Raw genomic sequence first — 24010 nt, forward strand, 5'->3', positions numbered from 1 at the left:
GTATCACCGCAGATCAGCGAAGGTCATTGGAGTCACCCGTTCCCGAAGGGATGGACAGATGTCCGTACCGCAATACCGAAAGGCTGCGGCGGTTGCGCTCGTGGCCGGCCTGGGGCTCAGTCTCACGGCGTGCTCCACGAAGAGCGACGACAAGGACACGACCGCCGGCGGCAAGGTCACCATCACGGTCGACTGCCAGCCGGTCGGCGCCCAGAAAGAGCTGTTGAAGAACTGGAACGACGACGTCGTCGAGTTCCAGCGGCAGAACCCGGACATCGTCGTCAAGAGCGTCAGCGTCGGCGAGCAGTGCAACAACCCGCCGGACTTCACCGCCCGCCTCGCCGGCGGCACCGTGACCGACGTGTTCTACGGCTACATGACCGACCTTCAGCAGGTGCTGGACTCGGGCCAGGCGATGGACATCACCCAGTACGCCAACAAGGACACGATCTCCACCTGGGACAGCGTCGACCCGGCGCTCAAGGAGGTCTTCACCGACGGCGGCAAGCTCTACGCCGTGCCGGTCAAGAACTACTCGATGGGTCTGGTCTACAACAAGGCCCTGTTCCAGCAGGCCGGGCTCGACGTCAACAACCCGCCGAAGACCTGGGCCGACGTCCGGGCCGCCGCCAAGAAGATCTCCGCACTCGGCAACGGCATCGCGGGCTACTCGGAGTACAGCGCCGGCAACACCGGCGGCTGGCACTTCACCTCCCTGCTCTACTCGCAGGGCGGCCGCGTGCTGACCGAGGACGGCAAGAAGGCCGACTTCAACAACGCCCAGGGCAAGCAGGTCCTACAGAACATCAAGGACATGCGGTACGGCGACAACAGCATGGGCGCCCGTCAGTTGCTGCAGTGGGGTGACCTGCTCACCAACGCCGGCGCGGGCAAGGTCGGCATGTTCATCGGCGCACCGGACGCCACCCAGGCGATCGTCAGCCAGTTCCAGGGAAAGTTCCAGGACTGGGCGATGGCTCCACTGCCTGGCCAGGACGGTGCGGCGAAGGGGACGCTCGGCGGCGGAGAGGGCTACTTCTTCAAGAAGGACCTGACCCCCGAACAGGTCAAGGCCGGCATGAAGTGGATCGCGTACCAGAAGCTGACGCCGGGCAAGGGCCAGTTCGACTACGTGCGGGCCAAGCCGCAGAACTACCCGGTGGGTCTGCCCCAGCCGCTGCTCTTCGCCAACGGCAGTGCGGCGCAGAAGCAGGAGCTGGAGCTGCGCAAGGCGAACGCGAACGTCGACACGGCGAACTTCGCGCTCTTCGAGGCCACCCCGGTGCCGATCAAGGGTGAGCCGCGCAACGCGCAGGCGGTCTACGCGGTGCTGGATGCCGCGATGTCAGGGGTGCTGACCAACCCGAACGCGAACATCGACGCGCTGCTCAAGACCGCCGAGGAGAAGGTCAACAAGCTCCTCGCCGCGGAGAGCTGACCGATCGTGTGGGGGCCGGGACGCCGACCCGGCCCCCACACCGTCCGCACCACGTCGTCGACGTCACCGACTCAACCAGGAGTTGCCTTGGCGATCACCACCGTCCCGGAGACCCCCAGGAAACCGGGCCGCCCGCCGTCGCCGTACTCGGCGGGGCCGCAGCGCACAAGCCTCGGCCGCAAGGTACGGGACAACCTCACCGGGCACGCGTTCCTGATCGGCGCGGTGCTCTGCTTCGTCGTCTTCTCCTGGTACCCGATGGTCCGCGGCGTCGTGATGAGCTTCCAGCGGACCCGGCGCGGCGAGACGACCTGGGTGGGCTGGGACAACTACTCCCGCATCATCGACGACCCCAGCTTCTGGACGGCCTGGCAGAACACCTTCTACTTCACGGTGCTCGCGCTCGTCCTCGGGTACGTGGTGCCGTTCTTCGTGGCGGTCCTGCTCAACGAGTTCCGGCACGCCAAGGGGTACCTGCGGATCCTTGTCTACCTGCCGGTGATGCTGCCGCCCGCCTCCGCGCTCTACCTCTTCAAGTTCTACGCGTACGACCCCAGCGAGGCGGGGCTCTTCAACGCGATCCTCAAGGCGCTGCACCTGCCCACCTCGCAGTGGATGCAGTCGCCGGAGATGACGATGCCGGCGATGGTGATCGCGTCGACCTGGATGAACATGGGCGGCGCCGTTCTCATCTACCTGGCGTCCCTGCAGGGCATCCCCGGTGAGCTCTACGAGGCGGCCGAACTCGACGGTGCCGGGATCTGGAAGCGGATCCGTCACGTGACGATCCCGCAGACCCGGCTGATCCTCGCGCTCCTGGCGATGATCCAGATCGTCGCCACGATGCAGCTCTTCATCGAGCCCCTGATCCTCGCCAACGGTGCGGGCGCGGAGGACTCCGCGACCACCGTGGCGTACCTCATCTACCAGCACGGGTTCTTCCAGAACGACCTCAACGGCGCCGCCGCACTGGGCGTGATCATGCTCGTGGTGCTGGCTGGCTTCTCCGCCGTGTACCTGCGGCTGAGTGCGAAACAGGACTAGGACGGCGAGGAATGGCACAGGAATCCGGCACCCGGACCCTCATCTCCCATGCCCAGCTCAGTCGGGGGCGCGGCAGGATCATCTACTGGACGCTGCTGGTCGTCGTCGTGGCGGGATTCACTCTCGTCTTCCTCGGGCCGCTCTACTGGATGGTGACCGGCGCGCTCAAGTCCGGCCAGGAGATCGCGCAGACCCCACCGACGCTGTTTCCGAAGGACCCCCAGCCGCAGAACTACATCGACGCCTGGAACAACCTGGAACTCGCCAAGCTGCTGTTCAACACGTTCTACTACGCGATCGGCGCGGTGCTGTTCCAGCTCGTCCTCGATGCGGCAGCCGCGTACTCCCTGTCCAAGCTCCGGCCGATCTTCGGCAACGTGATTCTCGCGCTGATGCTGGGCACGCTGATGATCCCGGCGATGGTTCTCATCGTCCCGCAGTACGTAACAGTTATCGACCTGCCGATCGTGCACCTCAACCTGCTCGACTCGCCGTTCGCTATCTGGTTGCCCCTGGTGGCGAACGCATTCAACATCTTCCTGTTGAAGCGGTTCTTCGACTCGATTCCGGAGGAGTTGATGGCCGCCGCCCTGGTGGACGGGGCGACGTCGCTGCGTACGCTCTGGTCGATCATCCTGCCGATGTCCCGCCCGATCCTCGGCGTCGTCGCGATTCTGGCCATGACGGCAGTCTGGAAGGACTTCCTCTGGCCGAAGCTGGTCATGCCCTCGCCGGAGACCCGGACGGTGAGCGTCGGCATCTACTCCTTCGCGGGCGGAACCCCCGAGAACGTGGTGATCGCCGCGTCGGTCATCGCCGCGATCCCGACAGTTATCGTCTTCCTGATCTTCCAACGCAACATCATGTCCGGTCTGACCACGGGCAGCATCAAGGGATAGCCGGCACCGCATCCTCCCGCGCGGCGAACAACGACAGTTCGCCCGACACATAACCAGGTCCGGCGAACCCGCCGACGTACTGACGCAGAAAGCAGGTGCTCGTGTCCACAGCTGACAGAAGTCCGTGGTGGCGTGGAGCCGTGATCTACCAGGTGTATCCCCGGAGCTTCGCCGACGGTAACGGCGACGGCATCGGTGACATCGCCGGCATCCGGTCCCGGCTGAACCACCTGTCCGCGCTCGGCGTCGACGCGATCTGGTTCAGTCCCTGGTATCCCTCGCCGATGGCCGACGCCGGCTACGACGTGTCCGACTACCGCGACATCGACCCGGTCTTCGGCAGCCTGACCGAGGTCGAGGCGCTGATCGCCGAGGCGCACGCGCTGGGCATCCGGACCATCGTCGACGTGGTGCCGAACCACTGCTCCGACGCGCACCCCTGGTTCCAGGCGGCGCTCGCCGGCGGGCCCGGAGCGCCGGAACGGGACCTGTTCTGGTTCCGGCCGGGCCGGGGCCCGAACGGCGACCAGCGGCCCACGGACTGGGTCGGCGAGTTCGGCGGCGAGACCTGGACCCGCACCACGAACCCGGACGGCACCCCCGGTGACTGGTACCTGCACCTGTTCGCCCCGCAGCAGCCGGACTTCAACTGGGACCACCCCCGGGTACGTGCGGAATTCGAGGACATCCTGCGGTTCTGGTTCGACCGGGGCGTGGACGGCATCCGGATCGACTCGGCCGGGCTCCTGGTCAAGGACGGCGAGTTGCCCGAGGTCCGACCGGACCACCCGCACCCGTTCCACGACCTCGACGGCGTGCACGACATCTACCGGGGCTGGCGTCGGGTCGCCGACGAGTACGCCGACCGTGCGTTGATCGGTGAGGTGTGGCTGCCGGACCGGCAGCGCTTCGCCAACTACCTGCGCCCGGACGAGCTGCACGCCGCGTTCAACTTCGACTTCCTCGGCTGCGCGTGGGACGCCTCGGCGCTGCGCGAGAGCATCGACGGGACGCTGAGCGCGCACGCGCCGGTCGGCGCACCGGCCACCTGGGTGCTCTCGAACCACGACGTCACCCGGCACGTCACCCGCTACGGTCGGGCGGACACCCGGTTCAGCTTCGCCGCCAAGCGCGAGGGGACCCCCACCGACCTGGAGCTGGGCACCCGTCGGGCCCGCGCCGCCGCGCTGCTCTCGCTGTCGCTGCCCGGCGCCGCCTACGTCTACCAGGGCGAGGAGCTGGGCCTCTACGAGGTCGAGGACATTCCGTACGCGCTGCGGCAGGACCCGATGTGGGAGCGGTCCGGCCGGATCGACCCGGGCCGGGACGGCTGCCGCGTACCCCTGCCCTGGGCCGGTGACGAACCGCCGTTCGAGTTCAGCCCCGCCGGCGCGGCGGCGCCCTGGCTGCCCCAGCCGGCCGACTGGAAGGACCGGACGGCACGCGCGCAGACCGGCGACTCCGCCTCGATGCTGGAGCTGTACCGGGCGGCGATCCAGGCGCGGAAGGCCGACCCGGCGCTCGGTGACGGTGAGCTGACCTGGCTGCCCGCCCCGGACGGGGTGCTCGCCTTCAGCCGTGGCGGTGGCTTCAGCTGCCTGGTCAACCTGTCCGCCGAGGCGGTGCCGATGCCAGTGCAGGGGGAGTTGCTGCTGGCCAGCGGACCACTCGACGACGGGTTGCTGCCGTCGGACACCGCGGTCTGGCTGCGTACCGCCGAATCCACCGACGTGCCGCGCGCGGCGGACGGCCCGGCCTGACCTGACTCTGCTCGCCGTGGTGCCGGCGGCTCGTCCCGGCCGCCGGCACCACCTCACCCACGGAAAGGAGGACCGGGGGGAACGCGTCACACCGCACCGACACGGGGGGATCTGGCCTGCCTGACGAAAGGGAGAGCGCAGCTCATGGCCAACCACACCACCGGCACCCCGCACCACCTCCGACACCCGACCCGGGCAGGGTTGGCCGCCATCGCCGCCACCCTGCTCGCCACCACCTCGGTGACAGTCCTCGCGGTCACCGGCACCGCGACTCCGGCCTCGGCGGCCGGGTTGTCCCCCTTCGATATTTCCGGCCGGGGCGCCACCGTCCCGTTCGTCGAGCAGGAGGCGGAGGAGGCCGCCCACAACGGCTCGAAGATCGGCCCGGACCGGCGCTACGGCACGCTGCCGTCCGAGGCGTCCGGCCGGGAGGCGGTCACCCTCGACAGCGTCGGTGAGTACGTCGAGTTCACCCTCACCGCTCCGGCCAACGCGGTCACCTTCCGGTACAGCCTGCCGGACAGCCCGTCCGGGACCGGCCGGGACGCCGCCATCGACCTGCGGGCCAACGGGTCGCTGCTGAGGTCGGTCCCGGTGACGTCGAGGTACGGCTGGTACTACGGCGGATACCCGTTCAACAACAACCCGGGCGACACGAACCCGCACCACTTCTACGACGAGACCCGGGCGATGTTCGGCAGCACTCAGCCGGCCGGCACGAAGATCCGGTTCCAGGTCTCCTCGACCGCCCAGTCGCCCTCGTTCACCATCGACCTGGCCGACTTCGAGCTGGTCGCCCCGGCGATCAGCAAGCCCTCCGGTGTGCTCGACGTGGTGACCGACTTCGGCGCCGACCCGAGCGGCGCGACCGACTCGACCGCGAAGTTCCAGGCGGCCGTCGACGCCGGCAAGGCCCAGGGCCGGGCGGTCTGGATCCCGACCGGCACGTTCACCCTCTGGGACCACGTGGTGGTCGACGGGGTGACCCTGCGCGGCGCGGGCCCCTGGTATTCGGTGCTCGGCGGCCGGCACCCCACCGAGCGCAACAGGTCGGTGGGCATCTACGGCAAGTACGTCCCCGGTGGCGGCTACACCGGCCCGGTCCGCGCGCACGAGGCGAACGGCCCGAGCCGCAACGTCACGCTGCGGGACTTCGCCATCATCGGCGACATCCGCGAGCGGATCGACGACGACCAGGTGAACGCCCTGGGTGGGGCGATGACCAACTCGGTGGTCGACAACCTGTGGCTGGAGAACACGAAGGTCGGGGCGTGGATGGACGGCCCGATGGACAACTTCACGATCCGCAACAGTCGCATCCTGGACCAGACCGCGGACGGGGTGAACTTCCACACCGGCGTGACCAACTCGACGGTGACGAACACGTTCGTCCGCAACACCGGCGACGACGCGTTGGCGATGTGGGCGCAGAGCGTGCCGAACGTCAACAACTCCTTCACCCACAACACCATCGGCGTGACCCTGCTGGCGAACCACCTGGTCAGCTACGGCGGTCGGGACATCAAGATCACCGATAACGTGACGGCCGACTCGCTGACCAACGGCGGCGGCATCCACGTCGCCAACCGTTATCCGGGCGTGCAGGGCGACACCGCGGTCCGGGGCACCTGGACGATCGCCCGGAACACGTTGATCCGCAACGGCAACTCGGACTACAACTGGAACTTCGGCGTCGGGGCGATCTGGTTCTCCGCCCTCAACGAGTCGTTCCAGCAGGCCACCATCAACATCACCGACACCGACATCCTGGACAGCTCGTACGCGGCGCTGCACTGGATCGAGGGCCAGACCAGCGGCATCAACCTCACGAACGTGCGGATCGACGGCGCCGGCACGTACGCGCTCCAGGTGCAGGCACCCAGCCAGGTGTCCTTCACGAACGTGCGGGCCACGAACATCGCGCAGAGCAACCCGATGCACAACTGCGTGGGCGGTGGCTTCCAGATCACCCAGGGCAGCGGCAACTCCGGCTGGTACACGTCGACCCCGTACTGCGGCCCGTGGCCGGACCCGCAGTGGGGCGGCGGACCCACCACGCCGCCGCCAACCAGTCCGGCACCGACCACGGCGGCACCGACCACCCCGCCGCCCACCACGCCGCCGCCCACCACGCCGCCGCCGACCAGCGGGGGGAACCTGGCGCTGAACCGGTCGGCGACCGCGACCAGCACCAACCAGAGCTACACGGCGGCCAACGTGGTGGACGGCAACGCGGCCAGCTACTGGGAGAGCGTCAACAACGCCTTTCCGCAGTCGGTCACCGTCGACCTGGGCTCGGCCCGATCCGTCGACCGGGTGGTGCTCAAACTGCCCAGCGGTTGGGAGCAACGCACCCAGACCCTGTCCGTCCTCGGCTCCACCGACGGATCCTCGTACGCCACCCTGGCGTCGTCCGCCGGTCGGGTGTTCGCCCCCGGCTCGGGCAACTCCGTGTCGATCGGCCTGCCCTCCGGCGACCGCCGCTACCTCCGGGTGACAGTCACCGGCAACACCGGCTGGCCGGCGGCCCAACTGTCCGAGGTCGAGGTGTACGGCGGCACACAGACCACCCCGCCGCCCACCACGGCACCGCCCACGACCGCGCCCCCGACCACGGCGCCGCCCACGACCCCGCCGCCCAGCGGCAACCTGGCGGCCGGAAGGTCGGTCACCGAGACCAGCCACTCCGACGTGTACGCCGCCGCCAACACGGTGGACGGCAACGCGAACACCTACTGGGAGAGCGCCAACAACGCCTTCCCGCAGTCGCTGACCGTGGACCTGGGCGCCAACCGGACGGTGTCCCGCGTCGTCCTGAAACTCCCACCGTCGTCGGCCTGGCAGACGCGTACGCAGACGCTCGCGCTGCTCGGCTCCACGAACGGCTCGTCCTTCAGCACCCTGAAGGCGTCCGCCGGCTACACCTTCAACCCGTCCAGCGGCAACACGGTCACCGTGACCTTCACGGCGACCAGCCAGCGGTACCTGCGGCTGACCGTCACCGGCAACACGGGCTGGCCGGCCGGTCAGCTCAGCGAGTTCGAGGTCTATTCCAGCTAGCTCGGGTGCCCCCGTCCGCCCAGGGCGGGGGCCACCCGATCCGGGCGGTCCGGGGCGACGCGGCCCCGGCCCGCCGACCCCGTCCCCCACACCGCACCGTCCCCCACCTGTCGCGGCACGACGGGCGTACCCCTGCACCCGTCACCGGGCAACGCACCCACACCACCCCCGAAAGAGGTGTAGCCAGCCATGTCGAGAAACGGCCCCACCCGAGGCACCCCACGTACCGGCTCGCCCGGTCCCGTCCCCCGAGGCGGCCGGCTGCCGGCCCGTCGCCGGTTGGTCGCCGGCGCGCTCGCCGGACTGCTCCTCGCCGCGGTCCCCGCCCTCACCCCCGCGACCGCGGCACCGGCGGCCACGCCGGCTCCGGCCCCGGCCGGGTCCGCCCGCGCGGCGCTGCTCGCCGGGCTCTCGGCCACCATGACCGCCAGCAGCTACAACCAGAACTACGTGGCGGGCAACGCCAACGACGGCAACGCGTCGACCTACTGGGAGAGCGCCAACAACGCGTTCCCGCAGTGGATCCAGGCCGACCTGGGCGCCACCGTCAACGTCGACCGGGTGGTGCTCAAGCTGCCGCCGTCGTCGGACTGGCAGACCCGCACCCAGACGCTGTCGGTGCTCGGCTCCACCAACGGCTCGTCCTTCAGCACCCTCAAGGCGTCCGCCGGCTACACCTTCAACCCGGCCAGCGGCAACACCGCGACCGTCAGCTTCACCGCCGCCAGCACCCGCTACGTCCGAGTGCAGGTCACCGGCAACACCGGCTGGCCGGCCGCGCAGCTCTCCGAGGTCGAGGTGTACGGGGCCACCGGCAGCACCGACACCCAGGCTCCCAGCGCTCCCGGCAACCTGGCGTACACCCAGCCCGCCAGCGGGCAGATCCGGCTCACCTGGTCCGCGTCCTCGGACAACGTCGGGGTCACCGGTTACGACGTGTACGCGGGCGGCGCGCTGCGCGGCAGCGTCAACGGCTCGACGCTCACCTACACCGACAGCCAGGCGGACAGCGCCACGGTCTCGTACTACGTGCGGGCCAGGGACGCGGCCGGCAACCAGTCGGCGAACAGCAACACCGTGACCCGGGCCGGCACCGGCAACCCGCCGACCGGGAGCAACCTGGCGGTCGGCAAGCCGATCACCGCCTCCGGGTTCGTGCACACGTTCGTGGCCACGAACGCCAACGACAACAACGTGGCCACCTACTGGGAGGGCAACGGCAACCCGAGCACGTTGACCGTGCAGCTCGGCGCGAACGCCAGCCTCAGCCAGGTCGTCGTGAAGCTCAACCCGGACTCGGCCTGGGGTGCCCGTACGCAGAACATCACGGTGCTCGGCCGGGACCAGGGCTCGTCGTCCTTCACCACGCTCGTGGGCGCGGCGAACTACTCCTTCAACCCGGGCAGCGGCAACACGGTGACCATCCCGGTCTCGGGCGCGGCGGCCGACGTCCGGCTCTCGATCGCCTCGAACACCGGCGCCCCGGCCGGGCAGGTGGCCGAGTTCCAGGTCTTCGGCACCCCCGCGCCGAACCCGGACCTGACCGTGACCGGCATGTCGTTCAGCCCGTCCGCACCGGTGGAGACGAGCACCATCACGCTCTCCGCCACAGTCCGCAACGCGGGCTCGACGGCCTCCGGCGCCACGAACGTCACCTTCTACCTGGGCTCCACCCGGGTCGGCACCGCGTCGGTCGGCAGCCTCGCGGCCGGCGCGTCGACAACTGTCAGCGCCAGCATCGGCACCCGGGACGCGGGCAGCTACCCGCTCAGCGCGAAGGTCGACGAGTCGAACGCCGTCGTCGAGTCCGACGACACCAACAACAGCTACTCCAACCCCAGCCCACTGGTGGTCAGCGCGGTCGCCACGTCGGACCTGGTCGCCTCGTCGGTGGCCTGGTCGCCGGGCAACCCGTCGGCCGGCAACACGGTCACCTTCTCGGTGTCGGTGCGCAACGCCGGCAGTGTGGCGTCCGCGTCCGGCTCGCACGGCATCACGCTCACCGTGCTCAACGAGTCCGGCACCGTGGTCCGTACCCTGACCGGCTCGTACTCCGGTGTGATCAACGCCGGCGCGACGGTCGGCCCGGTCAACCTGGGCACCTGGACCGCCGCGAACGGCAAGTACACCGTGCGGGTGGTGCTCGCGGCCGACGGCAACGAGCTGCCGGTCAAGCAGGGCAACAACACGAGCGACCGTCCGCTCTTCGTCGGTCGTGGCGCCAACATGCCGTACGACATGTACGAGGCCGAGGACGGTGCGGTCGGCGGCGGCGCCAGCGTCGTCGGACCGAACCGGGAGATCGGCGACCTGGCCGGCGAGGCGTCGGGTCGGCGGGCGGTGACCCTCAACTCGACCGGCAGCTACGTCGAGTTCACCACCCGGGCGAGCACCAACACGCTTGTCACCCGCTTCTCCATCCCGGACGCACCGGGCGGGGGTGGGATCAACTCCACGCTGAACGTCTACGTCAACGGCACGTTCCACAAGGCCATCGACCTGACGTCCCGGTACGCCTGGCTCTACGGCAGCGAGGCCAGCCCCGGCAACTCGCCGAGCGCGGGCGGGCCGCGGCACATCTACGACGAAGCCAACGTCATGCTCAACTCGACGGTCCCGGCCGGCAGCAAGATCCGCCTCCAGAAGGACGCGGCCAACACCACCAACTACGCGATCGACTTCATCAACACCGAGCAGGTGTCGCCGATCGCCAACCCGGACCCGACGCGCTACACCACGCCGGGCGGCTTCACCCACCAGGACGTGCAGAACGCCCTGGACCGGGTGCGGATGGACACCACCGGCAACCTGGTCGGCGTGTACCTGCCGGCCGGTAACTACTCCACCTCGTCGAAGTTCCAGGTGTACGGCAAGGCGGTGCAGGTGACCGGCGCCGGCCCCTGGTACACCCGGTTCAACGCCCCGTCGGGCCAGGACAACACCGACATCGGCTTCCGGGCCGAGAACTCGGCGGCGAACTCGTCCTTCAAGAACTTCGCCTACTTCGGCAACTACACCTCGCGGATCGACGGTCCGGGCAAGGTGTTCGACTTCTCCAACGTGTCGAACATCGTGATCGACAACATCTGGAACGAGCACATGGTGTGCCTCTACTGGGGCGCGAACACCGACTACATGACGATCAAGAACTCCCGGATCCGCAACATGTTCGCCGACGGCATCAACATGACAAACGGCAGCACCAACAACCTGGTCAGCAACAACGACGCCCGGGCCACCGGCGACGACAGCTTCGCGCTGTTCTCGGCGATCGACGCGGGCGGCGCCGACATGAAGGACAACGTCTACGAGAACCTGACCTCGACCCTCACCTGGCGGGCCGCCGGTGTGGCCGTCTACGGCGGCTACGGCAACACGTTCCGCAACATCTACATCGCGGACACCCTGGTCTACTCGGGCATCACCATCAGCTCGCTCGACTTCGGCTACCCGATGAACGGCTTCGGCGCCAACCCGCCGACCCGGTTCGAGAACATCTCGATCGTGCGGGCCGGTGGGCACTTCTGGGGTGGGCAGACCTTCCCGGCGATCTGGGTCTTCTCCGCCTCGAAGGTGTTCCAGGGCATCCGGGTCAGCGACGTCGACATCGTCGATCCGACCTACAGCGGCATCATGTTCCAGACCAACTACGTCGGCGGGCAGCCGCAGAACCCGATCACCGACACGGTCTTCACGAACGTCTCGATCAGCGGTGCGCGCAAGAGCGGTGACGCCTACGACGCCAAGTCCGGCTTCGCCGTCTGGGCCAACCCGATGCCGGAGGCCGGGCAGGGGCCGGCCGTCGGGTCGGTCACCTTCACCAACCTGCGGCTGAGCAACAACGCGGTGGACATCCAGAACCCCACGACAACCTTCACCATCAACCGCAACTGATCTAGCCAGCACCGGATGCCGCCGGGAGGTGCACCCCTCCCGGCGGCATCGTGCCGTGTCGGCCCTCGCCCGCCACGAACCGGGCCGCACCGGCGAACGCGTCGGTGGCCAGCGAATCCATCCCGTACGCCAACTCGGTAGCCAGCGCCTCCGGCTCGGGCCGTCCGGCGCCGGCCAGCACCGCCGCCCGGTCGTTGCGCAGGCAGGTCTGCGGGTGCCGGGCGATCGCCGCCGCCAGCTCCTCGGCCGCGGCCCGCGCCTGGCCGGGCGGCACCAACCGATTGACCAACCCCATCGAGTACGCCTCCTCGGCCGGCACCGGGCGGCCGGTGAGGATCAGATCCATGGCCCGGCTCTCGCCGATCAACCGGGGCAACCGCACGGTGCCACCGTCGATCAGCGGCACCCCCCAGCGGCGGCAGAACACCCCGAGCGTCGCGTCGCACTCGGCGACCCGCAGGTCGCACCAGAGCGCCAACTCGAGCCCACCCGCCACCGCGTACCCGGAGATCGCCGCGATCACCGGCTTGCTGAGCGTCATCCGGGTGGGGCCCATCGGGCCGTCCCCCTCCGGCTCGACCCGGTTGCCGCTCGGCGTACCGAGGGCCTTGAGGTCGGCTCCGGCGCAGAACGTGCCACCGGCACCCCAGAGCACGGCCACCGCGGCGTCCGGGTCGGCCTCGAAGGCCCGAAACGCGTCCGCCAAGGCCCGAGCCGTGGGCCCGTCGACGGCGTTGCGAACGTCCCCCCGGTCCAGCACCACGGTGCTGACCGCCCCGACCCGCTCCACCCGCACACCCATCCCGCCAGCATGCCCGCCCCGCCCCACCCCCACAATCTCCGTCGATCTCCGTCGATCTTGCACTTTCGGTTGCCGGTTCGCGGCTTGTGCCCCGGATTATCGGAACAGAAACTGCAAGATCGGCGGTGTGGGCGGTCCGGCAGGTTTGTTCCCGCCGACCGGTTTGCGACGGCGATCGCCGGGAAGTCGGTACCCGTGCGAGCACTTTTGACGAAAGTTGAGCAGGACGCCCGGCTGGACCGCGCGGGTGACCGGTTGCAGAAGGTCGTCCTGGGGACGCTGCGTCCGCGGCGGCTGCGGGACCTGCTGCACGGGGTGACCCTCGGGCATCCGCTACACCCGGCGATGGTGCAGGTGCCGGTCGGCGCGTGGATCAGCGCCGCGGTGCTGGACCTCATGCCCGGGCAACGTCGACCCGCCACCGTGCTTGTCGGCCTGGGCACCGTCAGCGCGCTGCCGGCGGCGGTCGCCGGGCTGAACGACTGGGCGGCACTCGCCCGGGACCAGCGCCGGGTGGGCCTCGTGCACGCCGCCGCCAACACCGTCGGCCTGACGCTGTACGCCGGCTCGCTGGCCGCACGGCTGTCCGGTCGGCACGGCGTCGGCCGCGCGCTCGGCTTCCTCGGGCTCTCGACCGTCAGCCTCGGGGCGTACGTCGGGGGTCACCTCGCGTACAAGCAGGGGGCGCAGGTCAATCAGAGCGTCTCCGAGTTGCATCGGATGACCGACGGCTGGCACTCGCTCGCCGACATGGCGACGTTGCCGCAGCGCACCCTGATCACCCGGGAGGTGGACGACGACATCTCGGTCATCCTCTACCGGCACGGTGACGAGGTGACAGTGATGTTGGAGCGTTGTCCGCACCAGAGCGGTCCGCTCGGCGAGGGCGAGGTGCAGGAGATCGACGGCCATGCCTGCGTGGTCTGCCCGTGGCACGGCAGCGCGTTCCGGCTCAACGGCGGCGAGGTCATGCAGGGGCCCTCCGGCAACGACCAGCAGATCCTGCCCACCCGGATCCAGAACGGCGTGCTCCAGACCCGCCTGCCCTGAACCGCCGGCTTTGAACCGCCGGCTTTGACCCGCCGGCTTTGACCCGCCGGCCCTGACCCGCCGGCCCTGACCCGCCGGCCCTGAATCGCCGGCTCGACGCCGCTGCGCCGCGACCGCCGTCGCCCAGTTCCGGGCGGGTCGCGCTCGACGTGCGGGTCAGCCGCGTCGGTGTCGACCGACCGACGGCCCGTCCGGTACCGAGTCCAGGCCGTGCCCGCCGTCGAACAACCCGCCGTCGGGGCTGCGACCGGCCCAACCCTCGTCGCCACCCCAGCCCGACGCGCCAGTGTGCGCTGTTCCGCTGCCGGGAGGTGCGATCCCGCTGCCGCTCGGTGCGGCGTCGCCGTCGCGAGGATGTGACGGTGCCGTGCCGTTGTCGCGCGTCGCTGGCGCTTCGAGGGCCGCGGCCGCCCGCCTGGCGGCCCAGGCGACACCACTTCCCGCCGACCCACCGGTCCGCGCCGCGCTGCCACCCCGGCTCGTGCTCGCGCCGACGCTCCGGGCCGCACCGCCCCGGGCACCGCGGGCGGACGCGGCCATCCGGGGAGCCGCGCCGGCGGTGGCCGGGCGGCGGCGCAGCCCCAGGACCGCGCCGATCTGCGCGCCGACGATGCTCGCCACCGCCAGGACGGCCGAGACGGCGAGCGGTCGGTTCACCCGGTCCTCGGTACCGGCTCGGGCTGCGCCGACGGTCATCGCGGGCGGTTGGCCCGCCGAATCCGTACCGCTTGTCGGTGGTGGGGCCGGCCGCTGCGGTGCGGCCCGTTCGGGCGCCGGCCGGGGCGCGGGTGGCTTCGGTGCCGCCGGCCGGTCGACGAGCCGTCCGGTGGCGTGCTGCCGGGCACCCTGGTCGGTGGCCTCCGTGGGCAGTCGGAGCAGCTGACCAGGGTGAATGCGGTCCGGGTCGTCGAGCTTGTTCAGCTTGGCGAGCTGCCGGTAGTCGCCGAACTCGTCCAGGTAACGCTCGGCGACCTCGCCGAGGTAGTCGCCCCGGGCCACCCGGTACACAGGCGCGGCCTCGTCGTTGGCGCTCGTGCCACCGGGTGCGGCGAACCCCGTCTCGGCCCTGCCGATCAGCCCGCTCCGCGCCAGCGGGGCCGCCGTGTCGGGCGTCGCGCCCACCCGGGTCGGCGCGGCCAGGGTGGCGGCGGCCGGTGCGTTCGTGCTCGCGTACACCGGGGCGCCGTAGACGGCCGCGGCGCTGGCGGCGGCCGGACTGGCCGCGAGGATCAGCGCGACCGAGCCGACGAGCGCGGCGGCGGCCTTCTGTTGGCGACTCATCCCGGGCAGCTTCGGCGCCGGGCGGCGCAGGGTCTGTGCCCCCAACTCCACGAGGACGGAGAAGGCGAACGTGGCCCAGCCGAACCAGCCGGCCACCGCCAGTGCCCGCAGAAAGAGCTGGCCGTCGTCTCTGCTGGTCAGCGTGGTGCCGATCTCGGCGACGGTGGGAAGGTGATCAGGGAGGGGATTGCCGGCGAAGGCCAGCAGTGCGATCGGCGCGCCAACCAGCAGCGCACAGAGCACGGCCAGTGCGCCGAGGCCGGTGAGGACGCGTCCGGTCCGCCGTACGACGGACCCAGCCGTTACGGGCATGGCTGCCTTCCTTCCTACGGTGCTGCTGCGGTGATGGCGCGCGCGGTCGCATCGCCGGTGACGGTGACCGACTTGTCGCCGACGAAGGGTCCGAGCATCGAGCGGTTGTAGGTGATCGTGACGGTGACGCGGATCAGGGTCTCCCCGGCGACCTCGGGGAAGCTCACGGTGTGGCCGCTGGTGCCCCCGGCGGCGGTCAGGTAATTGGCGACCGCCACCACCGCGTCGTCCCTGTCGATCCGGGTCGGCCGGCCATCGATCGCGGCCGCCCGGTCGATGGCCTGACCACCGGCGCGGGCAGCCTCGGCGGCCAGATTCTCGGCATGTTGCAGGGTGCGGAGCTGGCCGGCGCCGTCGAAGGAGAGACCCACGATGGCCAGCACGCCGATCATCGTCACCGCCAGGAAGATGCTCACCCGGCCGTGTTCGCCCGAGCGGGGGCGCCGGACATCCGCGGTCATTCCCGGCCCCGGTAACGGTCCAGTGGTGAGGTGAAGGCCGCCTCGATCTGCCGCTCGCCCGGCATGCCGGGCAGGACGTCGAGCGAGATGTCCCGGAACGACACCAGGCAGACGAGTGTCACCGTCACCGTCGCGTCCGCACCGATCCCGCTGGTGAAGGCGTCGTCGAACGGGGTGGGACTGCCGCCCACCCTGGCCGTGAGTTCCGGCTCCAGATCGTTGGCGCAGGCCAACCCACGCCAGTCCAGCTGATCCTGGATGGCCTTCAGCGCGGCTTGCCGGGCCGTGACCGAGTCCCGGGAGATCGACGCGGCGCGGGCGGCGTCGTGTGTCGCGGCGTCGATCGCCTCCGCCGCCACCGCGGTACGCCCGACGACGCCGGCCAGCACCATCAGCGCGATGAACGCGGGGGCGAGCACCGCCACCTCGATGGAGACCGAGCCCCGCTCGGCGGAGCGGTTCACGGCTCGGTCACCCGCTCCACCGTTCCGTGGGCGGTCTGCCGTATCGCGAAGTCCACGCCCGGCACCACCGACAGGGACCTGCCGTGCACCGTGCAGGTGACCTCGATCTCGTCGATGATCGCGCAGGTCGGGCCGGCGCTGTCCCAGCCCACCAGCCAGCCGCCGGCGACCTGGAGGAAGTGGGTCGCGCTGTCCACGCCGGCACCGTTGGGCGCCTGGTACGACCGTTGTGCGTTGACACCGCTCTGCGCGGCGTGCAGGGCGGTCGAGCGGGCGAGGAAGACGGCCGCGACCTGGACCGAGGCGAAGAGCAGCACCAGGATCAGCGGCATCATCACGGCCAGCTCCACCGGATTGGCGCCCCGCTCCCGGTCACCGCCCGTGAGGCGGCGCCGGGTGGCGGTGACCACCCGGCGCCACCCGGGGAACAGGGCTCGGCGCATCCCGGCTACCCGCCCGCGCCTTCGCCGGCGCCGGGGGCGGTGCCGCCGCCTGGGTGGTTCGGAATACCTGTCATCCAGTTGTCGGCCTTGGCCAGGGCCAGGGCGGTGACGGCGATGGCGACGGCGACCAGGCCGGCGATGATCACCGCGGTGGGCACCGGGCTGTCACCGCGCTCACCGTCGCGGCGCAGCTCGGCCAGGCGCGTCGTCAGCACGACGTGCAGGTAGCTGAGGATGGACATGGCGTTCTCCTTCAGGGGGAGGGCTTCAAACACGGGCGACGAACGGGTAGAGAACGAAGCCGAGCAGCACGAAGACCAGAAGTGCGCCCGGGATGTCGAGTCGGCTGGTCACTCCCTCGGCGCGGGCGAGGTTGTCGGTGCGGATCTGGTCGCGCAACGAGTCGGCCCGGCTGCGCAGGGTCTCGTGCACCTGCGCCCCCTCGCTGCCGGAGGAGCGCATGATCGCGCCGACGTCGCCCAGCTCCGGGATGCCGATCTTGTCGGCGAGGTCGCGCAGCTCGTCCCAGGGCGCGTGCATCTGCATCTGGGCGATCCGCAGCGACTCCTGGAGCCGGTCGAACACCCAGCCGTCGCAGACCGCCGCGGCCCGCTCCAGCGACTGCACCGGCCCGTGCGCGGCGGAGAGCTGCAACGCCACCAGGTCGAGGTAGGTGCACACGGCGGCGCGGAACTCGGCCCGGGCGGCCTCGGCCTTGGTCAGTACGGCCCGGTGTGCCAACAGCCCGCCGATCAGTGCCAGGCCGAGGCTGCCGAGCACAGGTACGACGAGCGGGAACGAGACGCCGAGCACCAGCAGCGCCACCCCGAGCAGGGTCGGCGTGGCCAGCCCGATCAGTGCGGAGAGCAGCACCGACAGCGCGTACTGCTCGGGGGTCTGGCCGATCAGGGCGAGCTGCCGGTGCGGCGGTCGCAACCAGCGGGACAACCCGGTCAGCGAGTCCAGTCGCCGGGAGGCGGGTGTGGCGGCCCGGCCGGTGCCCGGCGGCTGGTGCAGCCGGCGCAGCGCCGGCCCGAGCGCCGGGGTCGCCGGCACCAACTCCCGGACCACCAGGAACACGCCCAACCCGATGCCGGCACCACCACAGACCGCCATGGCGAGCTGCCAGTTCAGCATCATGGGAGCCGCCTTTCGTTCGCGACTGCGGGGCTCAGCTGCGCTGCACTCCTCGCGCTCACGCGATCACCTCGTCCGGGTCGGGCGCCGGCAGGAACCGGGACGGCCGCTGCGGCTGGCTCATCGACCGCACCCAGGCCAGCAGGCCGATGAAGGCCGCGCCGAGGGCGGCCATCACCACCTGACCCACCGGCGAGCCGTACGGCTCGATGTACTCGGCGTTGAGCAGCCCGTACGCCAGGGTGGCCAGGGTCATTCCGGTGAGGAAGCGGACCGCGAACCGGGGTTGCGTCCGCTTGGCCTCGATCTCGCGGCGGGTGGCCACCTCGGCGGATGCCGCGCCGGCGATGGAGCCCAGCACGTCACCCAGCCGTTCGCCCCGGTCCGAGAGGTGCAGGATCAGCGCCGCGACCACCTGGTCACCGACCGGGTCGGCGATCTCGTCGGCGAACGCCAGCAGCGCGGATCGGGCCAGCCAGCCGGCCTGTAGGCGGGCGGCGAGCAGTCGTACCTCGTCCTCGATGCCGGGTGGCACGCTGCCGATCGTGCCGATGATCGACTGTTGGAGGCCCTGCCCGGTGCCGGAGACGTCCTTGAGTCGGCGGGTCCACTCACCCACCGCCTCGATCCGGGCGATCGCCCTCTGCTCGGCCCTGCCCACCCCGAACAGCCACGGGGTGCCGGGCACCGCCACCGCCACCAGCAGACCCACCACCGGCAGCCCGGTCAGCAGGAACGCCAACGCGCCGGCACCGAGCGCGGCGACAAGCAGCGTCTGGTAGGCCCGCTGCTCGGCCACGGTGGCGCCCGGCCCACGCCACAGTCGACCGAGACCCGGCCCGGCTCCCGGACGAGGCCCGGGTGGCCGGCGGGTGCCGACGAGCGCGACCACGGCCAACAGCAACCCGGCCACACAGGCGGCCCCGGAGACCACCGCGATCAACTCAAGGCTGGCCAGCATCAGGTCACCGCCGGGCCAGTCGGGTCTGCCGGGGGCGTCGCCACGCGCCGGCGCCGGCCTCCACCCACCGGGTCAGCAACCGCACGTCGTAACCCACACGCAGCAACTGGTCGCGGACCCGCTCCGGCAGGTGCCGGGGGACCGCCCGACCGTCCGGGCCGGGCCCGAAGACCGTGGTGGTGGTGATCCGACCGGCCTCACCGGCCCCGATCACCTCCTCCACGTGGGAGACGAACCGGTGTTTCCGCCCGCCGATGGCGGTCTCGTCCTCAATGGTGACGTAGACGATCAGGTCCAGGGCGTTGCCGGCCATCCGGCGGGCCTGGTCGACTGTCATCTCGCGGCCGTGCGCCAACGCCAGCTCGACGATCCGTTCGCCAACCCCGGCGGCCGTACGGGCGTGGATTGTGCACATCGAGCCCCGGCTGGTGGTCATCGCCTGCAGCATCGGCACGATCTCCCGGGACCGCACCTCACCCACGATGATCCGCAACACGCCCATCCGCAGCGACAGGGGGATCAGGTCGGCGATCGTCACCTCACCGGCCGGACGGCCGTCGAAGCCGCGCTCCCCGTGCCCCTCCCGGGCCTCGAAGCTCATCACCGCCCGGTGCCGCTCCCGGCGGCGGGCCGGCAACAACTCGCGGCTCTCCTCCAGCAGGACGTACGGCTCGTCGGGCGGGATCTCGTTCATCAACGCCCGGATGATCGTGGTCTTCCCGGCGCCGGCCAACCCGGCGACCATGATGTTCAACCCGGCGCGCATCGCCGCGCGCAGGAAGTCGCGCAGCAGCGGATCGATCATCTCGTCGAGGTCACCCCGGGTGCCTGCGATGTCGTCGAGGCTCACGTCCAGCGTGTTGTGCTTGCGGATCACCGCGTACGGCCGGTGGCTGACCAGGAACACCGCCGCCAGCCGGCTGCCGTCGGGCAGTTGCAGGTCGAGGGTTGGCTTCACGGTGGACAGCGACCGCTCGGTCGCGCCCGCCCGGCGGGCTGCCGCCTGGAGGATCTCCACCAGTTCGGCGTCGCTGTCGGCGATCGGCTCGGCCCAGTCCACCCCACCGCCGTGCCTGGTGATGCGCACCTGGTCGCAGCCGAGGATGTGCACCTCCTCGATGGTGTCGTCGACGAGCAGCGTCTGTAGCCGACCGAGCCCCACCAGCTCGGCGGTCACCTGGTCGAGCAGCAGACGCTCGTCACCGGCAGCCATCGGGGTGCCGGCCCGGCGGACGAAGTCCGCGTACTGGGCGACCACCGTGACAGCCAGCCGGGCCCGTTCGGTGTCCTCCTCGTCGGCCGTGAACTCCCGGCCGCGCTGCCACAGGGTGAGCCGTTCGGTGAGTTCCCGGCGTAGCTCCCGGACCACCTGGAAGTCCATCCGGGGCCGCGGCGCCGATGCCGTCGGCGGTGTGGCGGCGGGCGTCGGCTGCGGCATCGGCACGGACTGTTGGTGCCGGCCGTTCGGCCCGGCCAGCGGCGGCTCGGTGGAGGTCGCGCCCGGTGGCTGTTGGCGAGGATCCGTGGAGACCGGCTCAAACCGCATCCGGGACCCCCTGCTGCACGGGCCACGCCAACCGGGCCTGCCGCCGGTCCAGGAGCGCGCCGATCGGCACCTCCAACGCGGCGGCCGCACGCATCAGCGGCCGTCCGGTCCGCACGGTCCCGCCCAGGGCGAGCACCCCGGCGGTACGCGGATCGTGTGGCAGCCGTGCGATGACAGGCAGTTTCAGGGCGCGGCTGATCTCGGCTCGCCCGTGTCCGCCGCCGACCAGCAGCAGCCGCAGGGTGCCGGGCGGCACCCGGTGCTCGGCGAAGTCCCGTTCGATCGCGGTGACCACCGCGCGGGTGCCGGAGAGGTCCGGCAGGTGCGCCCGGGTCACCAGCAGCACCACCGAGGCCGCCCGCAGCACCGGCCACGGTGGTCCGGTCACGTGCAACCGGCCGCAGTCGACCAGGACGTCGTAGCCGGGGGTGCCACGGTCGAGGGCGGTGAAGTAGTCGGCGAACCGCTGCCAGAGCGGGGTGACGCTGCCACCCTGGGCCGGGTCGACAAGCCCGGGCAGCAGCAGTCGTTCCCGGCGGGGAGCGTCCAGGTCGACCAGTTGCGACCAGAACGCGGTCTCCAGGTTGCCGTCGCGCAGCTCCCCCACGGCCAGTTCACCGATGCCGCGGGGGCCGTCCAACTGGCCGCCGAGGTAGCCGGCGAGGATCGAGCCGCCGGCCGGATCGCACTCGGCGAGCACCAGCCGTCGGTGCCAGGCCAGTGTGCAGGCCAGCGCGGAGGTCGTGACGCCGGGCGAGCCCTTCGCCGACACCAGCGCGATGATCGCCATGCTCAGGCCGCTTCGGTCAGCACGACGGCGATGCGCGCCTGCGCGGTGAGGGCCACCACCGCGGGCACGTCCCGGGTGGGCAGCGCCAGGTACAGCACCTTGGCGTCGTTGGCCGGGCTGACCATGTCGATCACGGTGGCCGGGAACCTCGTGCTGACGGCGGCCGGGTCCCCGTTGGTGCTGCGGTCCGGGGTGCTGATCAGCAGCACCTTGTCCCCGGGGTGCAGTTGCCGAGCCGGCACCTGGGCGGTCTTGAGGCCGAGCGCGATCTGCTGCTGGTCGGGGCCGAGCAGCGGATCGGCGGTGACCTGCCCCAGGGTGAGTAGGGTGCCCGGGACCAACTTCACCGCGGCCCGTTTGCCGACCACCTCGTCGAGCCGGCCGGCGGGCACCGGACGCAGCCCGTGGCCGCCGGCGACCTGCACGGTGATCAGGTCTGCGGCGCTGACCTCCCGGCCCACCTCCACCGGCCGGGCGACCGCGAGATAGCTGCCGGTGGCCCGGACCGAGGTGACGGCGAACGCCGCGCCCAGCCCACCAAGGGCGATCAGGAGTACGGCGAGGCCGAGCAACCCGGGGCGGACCCGACGTTGCCGGACCACCTTGGGCGGGTTGACGGGTGCGTCCACCGACCCGGTTCCGTTGCGCGTCGCGAGGCTCATCGGGTCACCACCTGGAGTTCGTTGATCTGGATCGGTACGACGCCGCTGTTCCGGGTCACCGGGATCTCTCCGCTCTGCCCGCCGCCGTTCCAGGTCACCTTCCAGTGCGTGGTGGCGGTGACGTCGTACTTACCGGCCTTCTGGTAGCCCTTGTGGTAGCCGCAGGTCGGGGAGGTGCGGCCAGCAAGGTCCTTGTCCGTTGCGACGTACGGGGTGCCTGCGTCGGGGCAGGACACGTGATCGCCGTTGCCCATGTCCCAGACGATCTCGCTGACCTCCGCCGTGATGTCGACCCTGACGTCCCGATCGGTCTCGTCGGAATAAAGCGGGCCGAAGTAGGAGGTCTTCTGCTCGGACCACATCCACACCGGCAGGCCGACCAGGCCGGGGCCGTTCTTCTTGCGGGGTGCGACCGCCAGCGGCGCCCGCTCCAGCGTGATCTTCGCCAGGGCGCGTCGGGCCAACTCCTCCGGATTGGGCGGCGCGCCGAAGCCGGGCGGCTCCTCCCGCAGCACAACGGTGATGTTGCCGACGTCCGTGCCGTCGTTGCAGGTCTGTACGTACCAGTGCTGACCCTCGGGCGCCTCGTTCTGCGGCTCGGCCAGCTCGTAGTAGCAGCCGTCGGCGCTGTTGAACCAGCCCTTGAGGTCGTCGTAGCAGGGCACGGTCCGCCCTTCCCACCGGCAGACGCCACCGCCACCGCCACCGCCGTCATCGTCGTCGCCGCCACCGCCGTTGTCGCCGCCGCCGCCCGGGTTGCCGGGTTCGTCGTCCCAGACGCTGCAGTCGGGCTGGTCGGGCGGGCAGTTGGCCCCCGGGCCGGCGCGCCGAGCGGCGGCGGCCGGCAGGGTCGTGCCGACCACCAGGAGGAGCGCGAGCCCGATCCCGGCGAGGGCCCGCCGAGCTGTCGAGGCCCGGGGGGTACGGGTGAGAACGTCCCCTCCGGCCCGGGTCAGCACGGCTGCTCCCGGTGCAACGCGCCCGAGTTGATCAGCCAGCGGCCGTCGGGATACCGGGTCGCCGTGGCGGTGGAGAGGTGCCTGCCGCCCCCGCTGCCCGGCACGACACGCTTGTCCTTGGCGTAGACCAGCCGGTAGCCGGTCAGGTCCAGGCAGTCCTGGATCTCGACGGTGGCCGGGTTCGCGTCCAGGCTCACGGCGGTCACGGTCGGGTCCGACTTCAACGTCCCGGTACGCACGGCACCGTGCTCCTTAGCGTCGCGAATGGACAATTGCACACGGGTCAGAAGTGGATCAGCGAGAAATCGGGACAGTTCCGGCGCGCGCGGATCACTGCGTCCACTCGCCGTCCGCGAGGCCGCCAGATAACCGGCGTACGCGTCGAGCGCCGCCTTTTCGGCAGCGTGTCGTTCACCGTCGGGAGTTGCCTGTTGTCCGTCGTCCTGGGCCGCCGCCGGCCTTTCGACGGCCTCCCGCCCGCTGGCGCAGGCGGTGACCGGCGCCGCCGCCACGACCGCCAGCAGGCAGATCGCCGCTCGTCTGAGCTGCCGTCCGCGCACCGTCGAGCCTCCTCGTGGTCGCCCGGCGTGGTGACGGATCACCGCCGCAGGGCATGCGGAAGCGCGCCCGGATCAGCACATCCGGAGCCGATCATTGCGCTTCCGCATTCACCGTTACGGATCTTCTACAAATGCAGGTCCCATGTCCTCGGGTGGTTAAGGTGAGGCTTGCGTCACACCCAAGGGGCGAGCATAGGCTGACGCTCGCCGATGCAACAGAGGCAATTCAATCGAACACTCTGCGTGATGAAGGGTGGTGGTGACAGGTGCCCGCGCTACGTCCGGCGCAATTGTGGTGCGAGCGATCGTCAGTGGCCGGGCGGCGTCGCGCCGGATCGGCCCGGCGGAGTCTCGTCACCGACCCTGGGAGTGGGACATCGCGGCCTCATCCCGGCATCCCGGCGGGGTTGTCGACCTGTCGACGACAGGCCCCGCCCGACGGAGTGCCCGGCCCCGATCCGGTGGAGGGTGCCGTGCGGTGGTCGGG

The 24010-nt window shown here is 70.8% G+C and carries 18 protein-coding genes and 2 pseudogenes; 7 read left to right on the plus strand and 13 right to left on the minus strand.

The features are described from left to right. Nucleotides 1–58: 58 nt before the first annotated feature. From ACGFH8_RS09000 to ACGFH8_RS09025, 6 genes are all read left to right on the plus strand, one after another. Entirely contained in the window at nt 59–1438 is a 1380-nt protein-coding gene (locus tag ACGFH8_RS09000; RefSeq protein ID WP_393365423.1) for an ABC transporter substrate-binding protein, read from the plus strand. Nucleotides 1439–1525: 87 nt separating this feature from the next. Next, entirely contained in the window at nt 1526–2482 is a 957-nt protein-coding gene (locus ACGFH8_RS09005; protein WP_393365425.1) for a carbohydrate ABC transporter permease, read from the plus strand. 11 nt (nt 2483–2493) lie between these two features. Beyond that, nucleotides 2494–3381 carry a carbohydrate ABC transporter permease gene (locus ACGFH8_RS09010; protein WP_393365427.1) on the plus strand — a complete coding sequence of 296 codons (888 nt, stop codon included), beginning with the start codon at nt 2494–2496 and terminating at the stop codon, nt 3379–3381. 140 nt (nt 3382–3521) lie between these two features. Continuing rightward, nucleotides 3522–5141: a glycoside hydrolase family 13 protein gene (locus tag ACGFH8_RS09015; protein ID WP_393365429.1), complete on the plus strand. Its 1620-nt coding sequence runs from the start codon at nt 3522–3524 to the stop codon at nt 5139–5141. Between the two features lie 144 nt (nt 5142–5285). Next, entirely contained in the window at nt 5286–8201 is a 2916-nt protein-coding gene (locus ACGFH8_RS09020; RefSeq protein ID WP_393365431.1) for a discoidin domain-containing protein, read from the plus strand. A 189-nt stretch (nt 8202–8390) separates the two neighbouring features. Continuing rightward, entirely contained in the window at nt 8391–12095 is a 3705-nt protein-coding gene (locus ACGFH8_RS09025) for a discoidin domain-containing protein (RefSeq protein ID WP_393365433.1), read from the plus strand. 1 nt (nt 12096) lies between these two features. Here the strand turns inward: ACGFH8_RS09025 and ACGFH8_RS09030 are convergent, their stop codons facing one another. After that, nucleotides 12097–12897, minus strand: coding sequence for a crotonase/enoyl-CoA hydratase family protein (locus ACGFH8_RS09030; RefSeq protein ID WP_393365435.1), 801 nt, complete (start codon nt 12895–12897; stop codon nt 12097–12099). Nucleotides 12898–13092: 195 nt separating this feature from the next. Here ACGFH8_RS09030 and ACGFH8_RS09035 point away from each other — a divergent pair, with 195 nt between their 5' ends. Beyond that, entirely contained in the window at nt 13093–13947 is an 855-nt protein-coding gene (locus tag ACGFH8_RS09035; protein WP_393365436.1) for a DUF2231 domain-containing protein, read from the plus strand. A gap of 513 nt (nt 13948–14460) precedes the next feature. On the opposite strand, the pseudogene ACGFH8_RS09040 reads toward ACGFH8_RS09035, so the two are convergent. From ACGFH8_RS09040 to ACGFH8_RS09095, 12 genes and pseudogenes are all read right to left on the minus strand, one after another. Next, nucleotides 14461–15540, minus strand: a pseudogene (locus ACGFH8_RS09040) (LysM peptidoglycan-binding domain-containing protein); the annotation flags it as partial. Nucleotides 15541–15554: 14 nt separating this feature from the next. Continuing rightward, a complete protein-coding gene (locus ACGFH8_RS09045) occupies nt 15555–16001 on the minus strand; it encodes a pilus assembly protein TadG-related protein (RefSeq protein WP_393365438.1) in 447 nt (148 codons plus the stop codon). Next, nucleotides 15998–16465, minus strand: coding sequence for a TadE/TadG family type IV pilus assembly protein (locus ACGFH8_RS09050; protein ID WP_393365440.1), 468 nt, complete (start codon nt 16463–16465; stop codon nt 15998–16000). Before ACGFH8_RS09050 ends, ACGFH8_RS09045 begins: the two co-directional genes overlap by 4 nt. Beyond that, the gene (locus ACGFH8_RS09055; RefSeq protein ID WP_393365442.1) at nt 16462–16908 is read right to left on the minus strand and encodes a TadE family protein; all 447 of its coding nucleotides are present in this window, start codon (nt 16906–16908) and stop codon (nt 16462–16464) included. The genes ACGFH8_RS09050 and ACGFH8_RS09055 overlap by 4 nt, the downstream gene beginning before the upstream one ends. Before the next feature lie 5 nt (nt 16909–16913). Continuing rightward, the gene (locus tag ACGFH8_RS09060; protein WP_393365444.1) at nt 16914–17150 is read right to left on the minus strand and encodes a hypothetical protein; all 237 of its coding nucleotides are present in this window, start codon (nt 17148–17150) and stop codon (nt 16914–16916) included. Nucleotides 17151–17175: 25 nt separating this feature from the next. Next, nucleotides 17176–18045: a type II secretion system F family protein gene (locus ACGFH8_RS09065; protein WP_393367035.1), complete on the minus strand. Its 870-nt coding sequence runs from the start codon at nt 18043–18045 to the stop codon at nt 17176–17178. Nucleotides 18046–18103: 58 nt separating this feature from the next. Continuing rightward, a pseudogene (locus tag ACGFH8_RS09070) lies at nt 18104–19050 on the minus strand (type II secretion system F family protein). After that, nucleotides 19011–20552, minus strand: coding sequence for a CpaF family protein (locus ACGFH8_RS09075; protein WP_393365445.1), 1542 nt, complete (start codon nt 20550–20552; stop codon nt 19011–19013). Before ACGFH8_RS09075 ends, ACGFH8_RS09070 begins: the two are co-directional and overlap by 40 nt. Continuing rightward, nucleotides 20542–21342: a ParA family protein gene (locus ACGFH8_RS09080; RefSeq protein WP_393365447.1), complete on the minus strand. Its 801-nt coding sequence runs from the start codon at nt 21340–21342 to the stop codon at nt 20542–20544. Before ACGFH8_RS09080 ends, ACGFH8_RS09075 begins: the two co-directional genes overlap by 11 nt. Before the next feature lie 2 nt (nt 21343–21344). Beyond that, complete coding sequence (locus ACGFH8_RS09085; RefSeq protein WP_393365449.1) at nt 21345–22004, minus strand: SAF domain-containing protein; 660 nt, start codon at nt 22002–22004, stop codon at nt 21345–21347. Beyond that, a complete protein-coding gene (locus ACGFH8_RS09090) occupies nt 22001–22963 on the minus strand; it encodes a hypothetical protein (protein ID WP_393365451.1) in 963 nt (320 codons plus the stop codon). The genes ACGFH8_RS09085 and ACGFH8_RS09090 overlap by 4 nt, the downstream gene beginning before the upstream one ends. Next, entirely contained in the window at nt 22957–23523 is a 567-nt protein-coding gene (locus tag ACGFH8_RS09095; RefSeq protein ID WP_393365453.1) for a hypothetical protein, read from the minus strand. The genes ACGFH8_RS09090 and ACGFH8_RS09095 overlap by 7 nt, the downstream gene beginning before the upstream one ends. Nucleotides 23524–24010: the final 487 nt, after the last annotated feature.

It is taken from the genome of Micromonospora sp. NPDC049175 (genome assembly GCF_043197345.1).
Classification (GTDB): domain Bacteria; phylum Actinomycetota; class Actinomycetes; order Mycobacteriales; family Micromonosporaceae; genus Micromonospora.

Bases quoted from the DNA above. Each gene is read 5' to 3' on its own strand.
- ACGFH8_RS09000 (WP_393365423.1), top strand. From the start codon at position 59: ATGTCCGTACCGCAATACCGAAAGGCTGCGGCGGTTGCGCTCGTGGCC.
- ACGFH8_RS09065 (WP_393367035.1), bottom strand. From the start codon at position 18,045: ATGCTGAACTGGCAGCTCGCCATGGCGGTCTGTGGTGGTGCCGGCATC.
- ACGFH8_RS09085 (WP_393365449.1), bottom strand. From the start codon at position 22,004: ATGAGCCTCGCGACGCGCAACGGAACCGGGTCGGTGGACGCACCCGTC.
- ACGFH8_RS09030 (WP_393365435.1), bottom strand. From the start codon at position 12,897: ATGGGTGTGCGGGTGGAGCGGGTCGGGGCGGTCAGCACCGTGGTGCTG.
- ACGFH8_RS09075 (WP_393365445.1), bottom strand. From the start codon at position 20,552: ATGCGGTTTGAGCCGGTCTCCACGGATCCTCGCCAACAGCCACCGGGC.
- ACGFH8_RS09020 (WP_393365431.1), top strand. From the start codon at position 5,286: ATGGCCAACCACACCACCGGCACCCCGCACCACCTCCGACACCCGACC.
- ACGFH8_RS09055 (WP_393365442.1), bottom strand. From the start codon at position 16,908: ATGCGCCGAGCCCTGTTCCCCGGGTGGCGCCGGGTGGTCACCGCCACC.
- ACGFH8_RS09045 (WP_393365438.1), bottom strand. From the start codon at position 16,001: ATGACCGCGGATGTCCGGCGCCCCCGCTCGGGCGAACACGGCCGGGTG.
- ACGFH8_RS09080 (WP_393365447.1), bottom strand. From the start codon at position 21,342: ATGGCGATCATCGCGCTGGTGTCGGCGAAGGGCTCGCCCGGCGTCACG.
- ACGFH8_RS09025 (WP_393365433.1), top strand. From the start codon at position 8,391: ATGTCGAGAAACGGCCCCACCCGAGGCACCCCACGTACCGGCTCGCCC.
- ACGFH8_RS09010 (WP_393365427.1), top strand. From the start codon at position 2,494: ATGGCACAGGAATCCGGCACCCGGACCCTCATCTCCCATGCCCAGCTC.
- ACGFH8_RS09060 (WP_393365444.1), bottom strand. From the start codon at position 17,150: ATGTCCATCCTCAGCTACCTGCACGTCGTGCTGACGACGCGCCTGGCC.